The organism is Epilithonimonas hungarica, from assembly GCF_900102265.1.
GTDB classification, from domain to species: Bacteria; Bacteroidota; Bacteroidia; order Flavobacteriales; family Weeksellaceae; genus Epilithonimonas; species Epilithonimonas hungarica.
In genome coordinates this window covers 405657-420301 of record NZ_FNBH01000002.1, presented here as the reverse complement: position 1 = coordinate 420301, position 14645 = coordinate 405657, and the positions used below count along the sequence as shown (strand labels likewise).

At 36.1% G+C, this 14645-nt stretch carries 10 protein-coding genes; 8 read left to right on the top strand and 2 right to left on the bottom strand.

What is annotated here, in order from left to right:
• The first annotated feature begins 18 nt into the window (after positions 1 to 18).
• On the top strand, positions 19 to 993 hold the full coding sequence (locus BLT30_RS09085) for a deoxyhypusine synthase family protein (protein WP_089873725.1): 975 nt from the start codon (positions 19 to 21) through the stop codon (positions 991 to 993).
• A gap of 277 nt (positions 994 to 1270) precedes the next feature.
• Here BLT30_RS09085 and BLT30_RS09080 read toward each other — a convergent pair whose 3' ends face one another.
• Entirely contained in the window at positions 1271 to 1576 is a 306-nt protein-coding gene (locus tag BLT30_RS09080) for a DUF493 domain-containing protein (RefSeq protein WP_089873257.1), read from the bottom strand.
• A 68-nt stretch (positions 1577 to 1644) separates the two neighbouring features.
• Positions 1645 to 2199, bottom strand: coding sequence for a ferritin (locus BLT30_RS09075; RefSeq protein ID WP_089873256.1), 555 nt, complete (start codon positions 2197 to 2199; stop codon positions 1645 to 1647).
• A gap of 274 nt (positions 2200 to 2473) precedes the next feature.
• Here BLT30_RS09075 and BLT30_RS09070 point away from each other — a divergent pair, with 274 nt between their 5' ends.
• From BLT30_RS09070 to bglX, 7 genes are all read left to right on the top strand, one after another.
• Positions 2474 to 5320: a SusC/RagA family TonB-linked outer membrane protein gene (locus BLT30_RS09070; protein WP_089873255.1), complete on the top strand. Its 2847-nt coding sequence runs from the start codon at positions 2474 to 2476 to the stop codon at positions 5318 to 5320.
• Positions 5321 to 5423: 103 nt separating this feature from the next.
• Positions 5424 to 6881, top strand: coding sequence for a RagB/SusD family nutrient uptake outer membrane protein (locus BLT30_RS09065; protein ID WP_245707148.1), 1458 nt, complete (start codon positions 5424 to 5426; stop codon positions 6879 to 6881).
• Positions 6882 to 6902: 21 nt separating this feature from the next.
• Positions 6903 to 8066 carry a LamG domain-containing protein gene (locus BLT30_RS09060; RefSeq protein ID WP_089873253.1) on the top strand — a complete coding sequence of 388 codons (1164 nt, stop codon included), beginning with the start codon at positions 6903 to 6905 and terminating at the stop codon, positions 8064 to 8066.
• A gap of 76 nt (positions 8067 to 8142) precedes the next feature.
• Entirely contained in the window at positions 8143 to 9540 is a 1398-nt protein-coding gene (locus BLT30_RS09055; RefSeq protein ID WP_394332201.1) for a glucoamylase family protein, read from the top strand.
• 20 nt (positions 9541 to 9560) lie between these two features.
• On the top strand, positions 9561 to 10946 hold the full coding sequence (locus tag BLT30_RS09050) for a glucoamylase family protein (RefSeq protein WP_089873252.1): 1386 nt from the start codon (positions 9561 to 9563) through the stop codon (positions 10944 to 10946).
• A 324-nt stretch (positions 10947 to 11270) separates the two neighbouring features.
• Complete coding sequence (locus tag BLT30_RS09045) at positions 11271 to 11987, top strand: carboxylesterase family protein (protein ID WP_089873251.1); 717 nt, start codon at positions 11271 to 11273, stop codon at positions 11985 to 11987.
• A 262-nt stretch (positions 11988 to 12249) separates the two neighbouring features.
• A complete protein-coding gene (bglX, locus tag BLT30_RS09040) occupies positions 12250 to 14577 on the top strand; it encodes a beta-glucosidase BglX (protein WP_089873250.1) in 2328 nt (775 codons plus the stop codon).
• The last annotated feature ends 68 nt before the right edge of the window (positions 14578 to 14645 follow it).

The window sequence follows — 14645 nt, the reverse complement described above, 5'->3', positions numbered from 1 at the left end:
TGCAAAAATTTTTATAAAATGAGTAAGCCGATTTCGGAATTTATAGAAAAGTATTATTTGCACTTCAATGCAGCAGCGTTGGTAGATGCTTCCAAAGGTTATGTTGCACACCTGAAAGATGGCGGCAAAATGATGGTAACATTGGCTGGAGCTATGTCAACCGCTGAACTTGGGAAAATCTTTGCTGAGATGATTCGTCAGGATAAAGTAGATTTCATCTCTTGTACAGGAGCCAACCTGGAAGAAGACCTTATGAATCTTGTTGCGCACTCTCATTACGAAAGAGTTCCGCATTACAGAGACCTTACGCCACAGGAAGAATGGGCACTTTTGGAAAGAGGATTGAACAGGGTTACTGATACTTGTATTCCGGAAGAAGAGGCTTTCAGAAGATTGCAGAAACATATCTACGAACTTTGGAAAGATGCTGATGATAAAGGTGAAAGATATTTCCCACACGAATATATGTACAAAATGATTCTTTCCGGCGTTCTTGAGCAGTATTACGAAATCCCAAGAGAAAACTCCTGGATGATTGCTGCTGCTGAAAAGAATTTGCCGATCGTGGTTCCGGGATGGGAAGATTCTACAATGGGTAATATTTTCGCTTCTTATTGTATCAAAGGAGATCTGAAATTCTCTACAATGAAATCAGGCATCGAATATATGGCTTATCTTGCTGATTGGTACACGAAAAATTCAGGCGGAAAGGGAGTTGGATTCTTCCAAATTGGTGGAGGAATTGCAGGAGATTTCCCAATCTGTGTTGTTCCAATGTTGTATCAAGATATGGAAATGCATGATATTCCTTTCTGGTCTTATTTCTGCCAGATCTCCGATTCTACAACATCTTACGGTTCATATTCCGGAGCGGTTCCGAATGAGAAGATCACTTGGGGGAAACTGGATATTACAACACCAAAATATATTGTTGAAAGCGATGCGACGATCTGTGCGCCATTGATGTTCAGTTATATTCTTGAGAATTCATAAAGCTGGAGGACGAAAGTCTGAAGCCGGAAGATAAAATAAAAAAGCGTTCAAATATTGAACGCTTTTTTATTTTTAAGTATTTGATAATTAATCTAAAGAATTAATTAAAACTATATATCTGTAGCCAAAAATTGCTTTTTGAAATTTATTAAGTTTTGTAAAATCCCTTTTACTGTACTTTGGTAAAACTGCGACATTTATTTTGTTCAGTATTTTAAAAAATGCTTTTTTCATAACATTAAATTTGATTTTAAAATACAAGTTTCAAACCAAAAAATTAAAGCATCATTACACCTTCTATTTCTGCCACTTTTTTATAAATAGTGATAACCTGGTCTGCGTCCAGCACAAAACAATCGATTGAGACAGAAGTATATTTTCCGGTTGAACTTTCTTTGTTGGATAAAGTGTATTTCAAATTGTCGAAAACTCTTAAGATCTCTGTTATTTTCTCAGAATCACTTGTTACAATGAATTTGAAGAGATATTCCTCCGGGAAGTTATGCTGCTCTTCCAGTTTTTCTTTTAACGATTTGTAAAAATCTTCCGGATTGGAATGATTGTTTTCTATAATGTCTGCCATTTTGTTTGAATATAAATTAAAAGATCTCCGTAAAAACGGAGATCAAAGTTAGTGATATTTATTTTGTTTTAAGATGGATTATCTGCAGTAGCCTCTTGTGGTAAAGAAACTTCATCAGCAGCAGCTTCCAAAGCCTTATCCAGAGTAAACAGGGATTCGTCGGTTGCTCTGTCTCCGCCAGCAATTTTAAGTTTGTCAATCAATTCAAGAGCTAGTTTTTCTTCCTCGATCTGTTCTTTCACAAACCATTGCATAAAGTTCCAGGTAGCCCAGTCTTTTTCCCGGAAAGCCAAGTCAACAAGATCGTATATAGAGGTAGTGTTATCAACCTCGTGTTGGAAAACTTTATTGAAACAGTCGGTCAAACTTTGCGGGTTTTCCGGAGGAGCAGGGATTGCTTCTACTTTAGCTTCGCCACCTCTGTCCAGGATATATCTCATAAACTTTATCATATGATTCCTTTCTTCCTGAGAATGTCTGTAAAGAAAATTTGCGATTCCGCCATAACCTTTTGTATCAGCCCAACAACCGTAAGATAAGAATATTTGTGAGGCATGATTTTCTTTTGTCATCTGTTTGATCAATGCATTTTGCATTTCTGTTGAAAGTCTGTTGGTATTCATAATTTAATATTTATTGATTTTATTCTTTTTATTGTCTTAATGTGAAGCAATATAATGGCTCGTTTTGAGTGATTAAAACTTCGATTATATTAAATAGACAAATACTGAGCCAAAATTTGGGGATTATTTTTTAGTGCTTTTCATATTAAAAATAATAATTTTGTATTTTAATTTATTGAAATACAATTGGTTATATTTGTTTTAGCATATATTAACATTGTGTTAATAAAAATATTTATATTCGGAGAATAAGAAAATAATACTTAAGAATATTATGAGAAAAAATTATGTAAAATTACCATTGTTGATTGCTGCTCTGTACTTCGGCAGTGATTTACATGCACAAACCACACAGGATACTGTTACGAAAGAGAACAAGATCGAGGAAGTTGTTGTGATTGGATATGGAACTCAGAAGAAAGTTGACTTAACAAGTGCGATTACTACCGTAAAAGCAGCTGATATCGTTAAGACGCCATCTGGACAAGCTACTCAAGCTTTGCAAGGAAAAATTATAACTAATGGATCTCCAGGAGAAGCTCCAAAGATAAATATTAGGGGGGTACACTCAATCAATGGAACTAATCAGCCATTGTATGTTGTTGATGGGCTTTTTGTTGATAATATTGAATTTTTAAATCCAAATGATATTCAGGATTTTACAATTCTTAAAGATGCTTCTGCATCTGCAATATATGGTGTTTTAGCAGCAAATGGTGTTGTGGTTATTACTACAAAAGGTGGTAGTTATAATAAAAAACCAAAATTAACTTACGATTCTTATTATGGTGCTCAGTATGCTAATAATGTAATTAAAATGGCTAATGCTGAACAGTATACTAATTTTGCATTAGAATCAGGAAATCAGTGGGAAATCACCGCTATTGAGTCTGCTATAGAAAGATATGGAAGAAGTAAAACTAACCCTAATCTTCCTAATGTAAATACGGATTGGTATAAAGAGGCTTTGAGAGTAGCGCCAATCCAGAGTCATAGTCTTGCAGTAGATGGTGGTTCTGAAAAAGTAGCTTACTCATTAGGAGGGAACTATTTTTCCCAAGACGGGATTCTAAAAATGAGAAATAGTTATGAGCGATTTAACATCAGGGCTAAAGTAGATGCCAAGGCAACTAATTGGTTGAATGTTGGAGCTACTATTAATTATACTCGTGGAGAAAAGTATGATGATGAAGGTTCTGCTTGGCAACAAATTTATTATGCTGTTCCTGTAATGCCTGTTTATGACCCATTGTTTACAAATGCAGATTACAAACCTTATGCAGATGCTCAGTTACTAGGCTACAGAGGTCATGATAATCCTTTTTCATTAATGGACAATGTTGATAAGCTTGGAATTCAAAGATCATTAAACTTCAATGCTTATGCGGAGATAAGCATATTACCTAAAGAGTTGACTTTCAAAACAACGCTTTCTTACAATAATAGAAATATTGATGAGCGTTTAATGGAGTTGCCTTACTTTGTTAATGATATTGGTCAAGGTTTTCAAAGAACAATAAATCAATCTTCTATTACTCGTAACAATGCCAATTATGAAGATTATATCTGGGATAATACTTTAACTTGGACAAAGACATTGGGAGATCATGATTTTACTTTAATGGGAGGAACTTCTTATGCAGATCAATCTTACAAATTTCTGAGTGTGAAAGGTTTTTTCTCTAGTGAGATTCCTGGATTTTCAAGATATAATGAAGGAACGTGGTATCTTAATAATACCTCCGATGTAGGAAGAATCAGTACAGAAGGAAGCCCTTACAGATATTATAGAACATCTTATTTTGGAAGACTATCTTACAAGTTTAAGAATCGTTATATAGCTTATGCTACACTTAGAAATGAAGGCTCTAATAAGTTCCCTAACCAAAAAACTATTAATTTGCCAGCTTTTGGTCTAGGATGGGTTGCTTCTGAAGAATCATTCTTGAAAGATGTTAGTTGGCTAAACTTATTGAAGTTCCGTGCTGGATGGGGTAGATTGGCTAATGATGCAGTTAATGCAAGTAGACCTAGTACAGCATTTACTGTCAATTCTGTATTTGCTGATACATATCTTCCTGCTTTTCAATTTACAACGTATTTGGATGATGTTAGAAGAGAATATACGGAGGAAACTAACGTAGGACTTTCTGCTGAACTTTTGGATAGACGTTTAACATTAGAAGGTGACTATTTTGTAAAAGATACAAAAAAAATGGTTATACCTGTTCAACCAACTATTGGAAATGCGGATAGTTTCAAAAACGTTGGGGCAATGAGAAACAAAGGTTTTGAAATATCAGCTGGATGGAGAGATAAAATAGGCGAAGACTGGAGATATAGCATTAATGGTAACTTTAGCCAAATCAAAAATGAAGTTACAGATTTGTATGGGCAAGGTTTTATTGCTAGAGGATCAGGAGACTTTCCACAGCGTTTAGTCGTTGGTCAACCAATAGATGTGTTTTATGGCTATGATGTAATTGGGGTTTATCAGAATCAAGCCGAGATTAATGCAGATCCAACGGCTGTAGCGTATAATGCTACAAATACTGCTAGTCCTATTAAGCCAGGATATTTTAAATACAGAGATATGAATGGTGATGGTAAAATTGATGCAGAAGACAGAATGTACCTTGGTTCACCAGTTCCAACTTATTATTTTGGAGGATCTCTGGCAGTAAGCTATAAAAATTGGGATTTTTCTATGGCATTTTATGGACAAGGAGGGAATAAAATTCTTAATAGAAATAGAGGAGAAGTTATCAGAACGACAGGAAGAAACATTGATGCTGATTTTGCAATCAATCGTTGGCATGGAGAAGGTACTACCAATGAATATATCTCTTCGGAAGGTTATAGAAACAGCTGGAATAATCAAAAATTATCCAAATTCTGGCTACAAGATGGTGATTTTTTCAGAGTTCAAAATATCCAATTGGGATATACTTTAAAAGCTAATGGAGTTCCTGAGATGAGATTTTCTGTAACTGCAGATAGACCATTTATGTGGACTAAAAGTGAGAATCTAATGAACCCAGAAGTAGCGAATGATGGTGTCAACTTGGATGTGTACCCTACACCTTCTGTTGTTACATTTGGTTATAGTATCAAATTCTAAAAACTTAAAAATTAACAAAATGAAACAAATAAAATATATAAAAATAGTATTACTTGCAGGATTTGTAGGTTTAACAAGTTGTGACAGCAAGTTAGATGAACCAATGCAGTTGGATTCTGGTTCTAGCTTTGACTATACTAGTCCGGAAGGAGCTAAAGGAGCTGTAATGGGAGCATATGCTACATTATCAGGTAAAAGAGCTTCTGATAATGGAGATGTTGGTTTTGGATGGGAACAAATCCCATTAATTTCTGTAAGAGGTGATGATGTTAATTCTGGAGGAAAAGGAGATCAGGTGCCTTTTACAGATACAGATAATTATTCTTATGATCAAAGTTATTGGATGTATGATTCTTTGTGGAAAATCTTGTATGAAAGAGTTGTACAAGTTACTGCCCAAATGAATGAACTAGAGAAGTTCAGAGCAGGAGGTGTCAATTCTCAATTGATAGATCAATATGTTGCGGAGTGTAAAACTCTTAGAGCTTTTTATACATTTCAAATTTCAAGAGTTTGGGGTAGAGTTCCTGTAATGGAAGTTTTAGATCAATCTCAGCTTACACTTAGAACCAAAGATGATGTAATGTCTTGGGTATCATCTCAAATGGACGAATCTGTACCAAGTTTACCAGATGCTAGACCAAATCAACGTACAGATATCAGAGGTGGAGTTACGAAATATACAGCCTTAGCAATCAAAGCAATGGCAAATCTTGAACTTAAAAATTATCAAGGTGTTGCAGACGCTACTGGACAAATAATTAATTCTGGAAAATTTACTTTATTTAGTGATTATTATGAATTATTTAAAACACCGGGCAAATTGGCTGATGAAAACTTGTTAGAAATTCAATATTCTGATTTTGGAGTAGGCGCAGGAAATAACGTAAAACACCTTTGGGATTTCTATGGCCCTACAAGCTGGACACCATCTGTCACAGGAGCTACAGCTGGATGGGGCTTTTACGAACCAAGTTTGAAGTATATTAAGTTTATGCTTGGTAGAAATGAACAGAAAAGATTAGTTACTAATGTTTTGTTTACACCAGCAGGAATTAACAAAATTAAAGAAGATCCTAATTTTTCAACATTGCCATCTTGGGTTTCTAATGTGACTCCAGATAATGATCAGATTAATAATTCGGATAGAGCATTCTTTTTCAGTGGTAAGCATTATTTACCATCTAACCAATTGATTCCTGGACGACTTAGCTATGGTAGTAACAAAAATTATATCATTACAAGATATGCTGAAGTATTGTTGATGTATGCAGAAGCGGTTGCAAGAGGTGCTAGTCCAACTGCTGGATCAGCCGTTGACGCTGTTAACAAGGTTAGAGACAGAGCAAACTTAGGTCTTTTAACTTCAGTTACAGCTGATCAAGTAATGGATGAGAAATATGCTGAGCTTGGTATGGAGTGGGGTATCCGTTATTTTGATATGGTAAGATTAGGCAATACGGCGGCCTTGAGCTATGATGGTAGAACCTTTACTATGGATAAACAGTTTTTGCCTTATCCATTAGCTCAATTGGAAAGAATTCAATCTTTAGATAAATAATTAACTTTGATTCTAATTAAAATGAAAAATATAATAAAACTAACCTTTGCTACATTTTCAATATTAGCTTTATCTGCTTGTTCAGAGGGTTATATCGATGATATAAGTAGTGTTGCTGCTGGAGAAGATAAGGCTGCTCCGATAGTAACAATTATGAATCCAGCTTCTGGAACAGTAAATATTCCATTTACTGATACAATGGCAGATTATACATTTGATTTTAAAGTATCCGATGATGTAGAAATCAAAAGTATTAATATATCTTTGGATGGAGCTCCACTCAATACTTATAATACTTTTTTAGATTATAGAAATTTTACTGGATCATACTTATACAAAAATTTAGGATTAGGTAATCATACTTTTAAAGTAGATGCAGTTGATTTATCTGGTAAAACAACTACAAAAACATTTGCATTTAATGTAACAAATGTTTACCAGCCTTTATACCTTGGTGAGACATTTTTCGTTCCTTTTGATTATCCTTCCTCAGACCCTTTGAAAGTAGTATCAGACTTACTTCAAAATACACCAGCAACAAGTAATCCATTATCTCTAACTTCTGGGATATCAGGAAATGGAATACAAGGAGCTAATTTGAAATATATAACTTATTCAAAACCAAATGATTGGGTTGCTACCGCCAAAAGTTTTACAGTTTCATTTTGGTTTAAGCTAAATGGACAAACTAAAAATAATAATGGCGGCAATGGACCAGAACATGTTTTTAGTATTCCAACTACTACAGATCATTGGTCAGGCGGACAAGGTATGCTATTAATGGAAACTAATGCTACAGGTACACAAATTAAATTTCCGATTGTAGATAAAACTAAAAGTGACAAGTGGTTCAATTGGGAAGGCGCTGATGCTATACCGGGAATTGCTGATAATAATTGGAAACATTGTGCATTAGTTTATGATGCCAACACAAGTAAAATGACCTTATATATAAACGGAGTCGCTAATGCAAAGCAACAATCTTGGGATAATCATGGCGATATAAATATGGATGCTACCACAGCTAAAGAATTTAGAATTGGTGCAGGTCCTAAAGAAGTTAATAATGATACTGCAGACGATTGGTTAAGATCATCTTGGAAAGGAGGGCTTGATCAGTTTAGATTATTTAATACTGCATTATCTGCAACTGATATCAAAAATATTTTTGATTCTAAACTCTAAATAATCTATTAGACAAATTGTAATAAAAACACTTTATGACTTGTTCATAAAGTGTTTTTCATAAAAAATGAAAAAGATGATTATGAAGAATTTTTTTAGAATAATAACATTGTCAATAGCATTTTTGCTATCATACAATTGCTCAAATTCAAGCGATTGGGATGTTAATAATTCATCAGTCGGAGCTCCTCAAAATTCCGCAACTGTTTACACAGATTCCCAAATCACCGAAATGGTAAAAAAAGATGCCCTAAAATATTTCTGGGATTTTGCGCAGTCTAATTCAAAACTCGCGAGAGAAAGATATCATACAGATAATCCAAGTGACGATGCTAATACAGTAACAACAGGTGGGTCCGGTTTTGGTTTAATGACAATTTTAGTAGGGATCAAGAATGGTTATGTTTCACAAGCTGATGCCGTTTCAAGATTAACGACCGCTCTTGATTTTTTACAGACAGCCAATCGTTTTCACGGAGCCTGGCCACATTGGATCAATGGGACAAATGGGAATGTACTTCCATTTAGTACAATGGATAACGGCGGAGATCTTGTAGAAACGGCTTTTCTTGCGCAAGGCCTGATCTGTGTAAGAGAATATTTCAAAAGCTCTACAAACGCAGCAGAACTTGCTTTGGCTCAAAAAGCAGATGACCTTTGGAAAGGAATCGAATGGAGCTGGTACACAAAGGGAGAAAATACGCTTTATTGGCACTGGTCTCCAAATTATGACTTTCAGATGAATATGAAATTGCAAGGTTTTGATGAAACTTTAATCACATATATTCTTGCGGCAGCTTCCCCAAATTATTCAATTGAAAAATCGGTTTATCAAAATGGATGGGCAAGAAACGGAGGTATTAAAACTTCTGGTTCTCAGTTCGGGATTCCGTTGGTCGTAAATCATAATGGAGCTAATGGAACAGTCGGACCAATGTTCTGGTCACATTATTCATTCTTAGGATTGGATCCCAGAGGTTTATCAGACGAGTATGTCAATTATGGGGATGTTACAAAGAATCATGCCAAAATTATGTACGAATATTGTGTCAGAAATCCAAAATCCTGGCAAGGCTATAATTCAAAAAGCTGGGGGCTTACAGCAAGTTATTCCAGAAATCCTGATGGGACAACTGGATATTCTGCTCATCAGCCTAATAATGATCTGGGGATTATATCTCCAACAGCGGCTATTTCCAATATGCCATATACACCGACAGAAAGTATGGATTTTTTGAGATTTCTTTATAATGAAAATTATTCTAAGTATATTGGTATAGCAGGACCTTATGATGCTTATTCGATTCAATATAATTGGGTGACACCAAGATATTTGGCTATTGACCAGGGAACGATTGCTCCAATGGTAGAGAATAGTCAAACCCAATTTCTGTGGAAATTGTTTATGAATGCAACGGACGTTAGACAAGGTCTCATCAAACTTGGTTTCCATTCAACAACGTATGGATTTTAATTCATTTTTAAATTAATTTAATGAAAAAGATAATATCACTTTCAATCGTTTCCTTAGCATTACTCACATCTTGCACAAGCAAACAATTGACTGAAAACAGAGTTTCTGAAAGACCAAGATCACAACTGACCGATAATCAACTAATGGACAAAGTCCAAAGCGATGCCCTCAAATATTTCTGGGATTTTGCAGAGCCTAAATCTCTTTTAGGAAGAGAACGTTATCATGAGGACAATATCTATCCGGACAATGACAAACATGTTATTACAACTGGAGGTTCAGGATTTGGATTGATGACAATCTTAGTTGGTGTCGATAGAAAATTTATCCCTCGTCAGGAAGCTGTGAAAAGATTGACGCATATCGCAGATTTTCTGGAAAAAGCAGACCGTTTTCACGGGGCTTGGTCACATTGGATCAATGGTGAAACGGGAAAAGTTGTACCATTTGGAAAGAAAGACAATGGCGGAGATTTGGTTGAGACGGCTTTCCTTGTTCAGGGGATGATCTGTGTCCGCGAATATTTCAAAAATGGAAACGATGAGGAAAAAGCTCTGGCTGCAAAAATGGACAAGCTTTGGAAAGGTGTAGAATGGAATTGGTACACAAAAGGAGGGCAAAAAGTTCTTTACTGGCATTGGTCACCAACTTACGGCTGGGAAATGAACTTCCCGCTGGAAGGCTATAACGAGTGCCTCATCACTTATGTAATGGCAGCTGCATCTCCGGATTATTCCATAGATTATGATACTTATAACAAAGGCTGGACCCGCAACGGAACCTACACGACAGACCGTACAAAATATGGACTTCCACTTTATGTAAAACACAATTATGCCGAAGAATATGGAGGACCATTATTTTGGAGTCAGTATTCCTATTTGGGGCTGGATCCAAGACAATTGTCTGATAAATATGTAAAAAATTACTGGGATTTGAACAGGAACCAGGTATCGATAGACTACAAATATTGCTTAGAAAACCCACTGAAATTCAAAGGTTATTCTGAAAAATATTGGGGACTCACGGCAGGGTATACAAGAAACAAAGACGGTTCTACGGGGTACGCCGCACATCAGCCGATGAAAGAAGACCTGGGCGTTATTGTGCCGACTGCAGCACTTAGCTCCATGCCGTACACACCGAAGGAATCCATGGCCTTCCTTAGATATTTGTATGAGGAAAAACCTAATTTTATTGGACAGGCCGGACCTTATGATGCGACCTCCATCAATTTCAACGACTGGTTTACACCCCGATATTTGGCGATTGATCAGGGTACAATTGCGCCAATGATAGAGAATTACCGTACGGGATTGCTGTGGGATCTGTTTATGAATGCACCTGATATCAGAGCCGGTTTGAAAAAAATCGGATTCAGATCAGAAAAGCATAAGATAGATTAGCAAAAAGTATTATCTTTAGGGCAGGATATTTATTGTCTCATTTTGATTCAATAAGTATTTCAGGAGCTTGATCCCGCTTTCCGTTGCAATCTTTTGCTTTTTCATATGTGAAAAAAAAGCAAAAGGATTTCCACTGCAATCGGGGCTATGGGATTCAGTAATAATTATAAACTTAGGCATACAAGTTAACATTTTGTATCTTTGGTAACAAAGTATGTGTAACAAAACGAGTAATAAAAATGGATTAATGTATTTATTTTCAATAAAAAAACAAATTGATTGTAAGTCTTTTATCTTTATTCTATTTTCTTTTATCTACTTATTATGACCTTAAAACTAAAATATCTTCCACTTTTAATTTTAGGATTTTCAACATTTTCCAACGCACAGGAAATCAAATCCGAGTTTAGCAGGGAGGTTAAGATCCAGAAAAAACTATCTTACCTTCTGGATATTCCAAAAGATTCAAAAACAAAACTGCCATTGATTATTTTTCTTCACGGTTCTGGTGAAAGAGGAAATGATTTAGAAAAAGTAAAACTTAACGGAGTTCTACAACATAAAGATTTAATCAAAGAACCTGTGGCTGTTTTGGCGCCTCAATGTCCAGCAAATACTTGGTGGGATACAGATGCGGTTTATTTTCTCATCAAAGAGATCTCTGAAAAATATAAAATCGATAAAGAGAGAATCTATCTTACAGGTTTATCAATGGGCGGTTGGGGAACTTTGAAATTAGCCGGCGAGCATCCGGAAATGTTTGCGGCAGTTGCATCAGTCTGTGCTCCGACAGATCGGGTAATGTGGGCAAACATTCACAATTACAAAGATATGAACCTGAAAATTTTCCACGGCGGAATGGACGATGTTGTTCTGCCTGAGAATGCTTTCAATTTTTATCAGAAATTACATCCGATAAATCCAAAAGCAGAACTAACGATTTTTCCAAATGACAATCACAACTCTTGGGATTCAACCTATTCTGACCCTAAATTGTATGAATGGATGCTATCTTTCAAAAAAACGAATATCAATAATTAGTAACAATTGAAAATCACAATTAGCTTTTATAAGCGATAGCGCCTTTGTGAACCTAAAAATATTTTCAATAAGATAAAAAAATCTTCGTGCGCTTTGTGTTAAAATTTCTCCGATTACTATTATAGGTCATACAATCAATAATTAGTAAAATAAAAAAATTAAATAATATATATAATGAAATCGCCTTTAAGAATTTTGAAAAAAAATCAAGTATAGATGATAGGCGATTCCATATAACAATTAATAAAAAATAATACTATATATGAAAAAGTTTGTAATCCTAGCTGCATTGGCACTTTCGCCTTATTTTCTTGCACAGGAATTGGTGAACAAACCAGTTCAGTCTTATCAAACCGAAAAATATCAGTCCAAGAAAAAGGCTTTCATAGATAACCTTATTTCAAAAATGACTTTGGATGAAAAGATAGGACAACTTAATCTTCCTGGTGCAAGTGATTTTACAACAGGACAAGCTCAGAGTTCTGATATCGGTAAAAAAATAGAACAAGGCCTGGTTGGTGGATTGTTTAACATCAAAGGTGTTGATAAGATCCGCGATGTCCAGAAAGTAGCTGTAGAGAAAAGCCGTCTGAAGATCCCAATGATCTTCGGGATGGATGTGATCCATGGTTACGAGACCTCTTTTCCGATTCCATTAGGTTTGGCTTCGTCTTGGGATATGAACTTGATTCAGAGGTCAGCCCAGATCGCTGCTCAGGAATCTACGGCAGATGGGATCAACTGGACCTTTTCTCCAATGACAGATATTTCCAGAGATCCGAGATGGGGCAGGGTTTCCGAAGGTTCAGGTGAAGATCCGTATTTGGGAAGTGAGATAGCAAAGGCAATGGTTTTCGGTTACCAAGGAACCGACCTTTCAAAAAATAATACGATGTTGGCCTGTCTGAAACACTTTGCACTTTACGGAGCTCCGGAAGGAGGACGAGATTATAACACGGTTGATATGAGTCACATATCCATGTTCAATAATTATTTTCCACCTTACAAAGCTGCTGTGGAAGCTGGTGTTGGTTCTGTAATGGCTTCTTTCAATGAAGTTGACGGCGTTCCTGCAACTGGAAACAAATGGTTGATGACAGATGTTCTTAGAGATCAGTGGAAGTTCAAAGGTTTTGTAGTGACAGATTATACCGGAATCAATGAAATGGTCGATCACGGGATGGGAGACCTGCAGCAGGTTTCTGCATTGGCTATGAATGCCGGCATTGATATGGACATGGTTGGCGAAGGTTTTCTTAAAACTTTGAAAAAATCAGTTTCCGAAGGAAAAGTTTCTGAAAAGACCGTGACAGATGCTGCAAGAAGAATCCTGGAAGCTAAATATGACCTTGGACTTTTTGATGATCCTTACAGATATACAGATTCCAAGAGAGCTCAGAAAGAAGTTTTCAGCCCGAAACATTTGGAGGCAGCGAGAACTATTTCTGCAAACTCTATGGTTTTGATGAAAAATGACAAACAGGTTCTTCCTCTTAAAAAATCAGGAACAGTTGCTGTAATTGGTCCGTTGGCCGATAACTCAGTGAATATGCCCGGGACTTGGAGCGTTGCTGCAAAACACGCTAATTCTATCTCATTGCTGAGAGGTCTTAAGGAAACTGTTGGTAAAGACGTCAATTTTATTTTTGCAAAAGGAAGTAATGTTTACGAATCCGAAGCAATGGAGCAAAAAGCGGCAATGTTCGGGAAAACAACGGACAGAGACAATCGTCCTGCAGATCAGATCAGAAAAGAAGCGGTTGACATCGCAAGTAAAGCTGATGTGATTCTTTTAGCAATTGGAGAAAGTGCGGAAATGAGTGGAGAATCCAGCTCCAGAACTGATATAGGAATCCCGGAAACTCAGAAAGAATTGTTGAGGGAACTTAAGAAAACCGGGAAACCGATTGTAATCGTTTTATTTGCAGGTCGTCCATTGGTTTTAACGGAAGAATCTGAATTGGCAGACGGAATCCTAAATGTCTGGTTCCCGGGAAGTATGGCTGGATATGCTATTTCTGACGTTCTTTATGGAAAAGTGAATCCTTCGGCAAAATTACCGATGACATTCCCAAGAAGTGTAGGTCAGGTTCCTATCTACTATAATGCTAAAAATACTGGTCGCCCATTGAGCACAGAATTTACTGATAAATGTACTTTTGAGAAGTTCCGTTCAAATTATTTGGATGAATGTAACACGCCGCTTTATCCGTTTGGATATGGATTAAGTTATACTCAATTCAATTATTCTGATCTTTCTGTGAGCAATACAAAACCTTCAGGAGATACTTCGATTGAAGCTACGGTTACGCTTACGAATAATGGAAAATATGATGGAGCAGAAGTGGCTCAGCTTTATATCAGAGATCTGGTTGGAAGCATTACAAGACCAGTTAAGGAATTGAAAGGTTTCCAAAAAGTTTATCTGAAGGCCGGAGAAAGCAAAAAAGTAACTTTCAAGATTTCTCCGGAAGACCTGAAATTTTATAACAGTCAATTGAAATTCGATTGGGAAGCAGGAGATTTCGATATCATGGTTGGAACTAATTCTCACGATGTAAAAACGACCAGAATCACTTGGACAAAATAAAATTTAATTCCAATTAATAATAAAAGCCTTTCAGAAATAACTCTGAAAGGCTTTTTGTTTTACTGCAA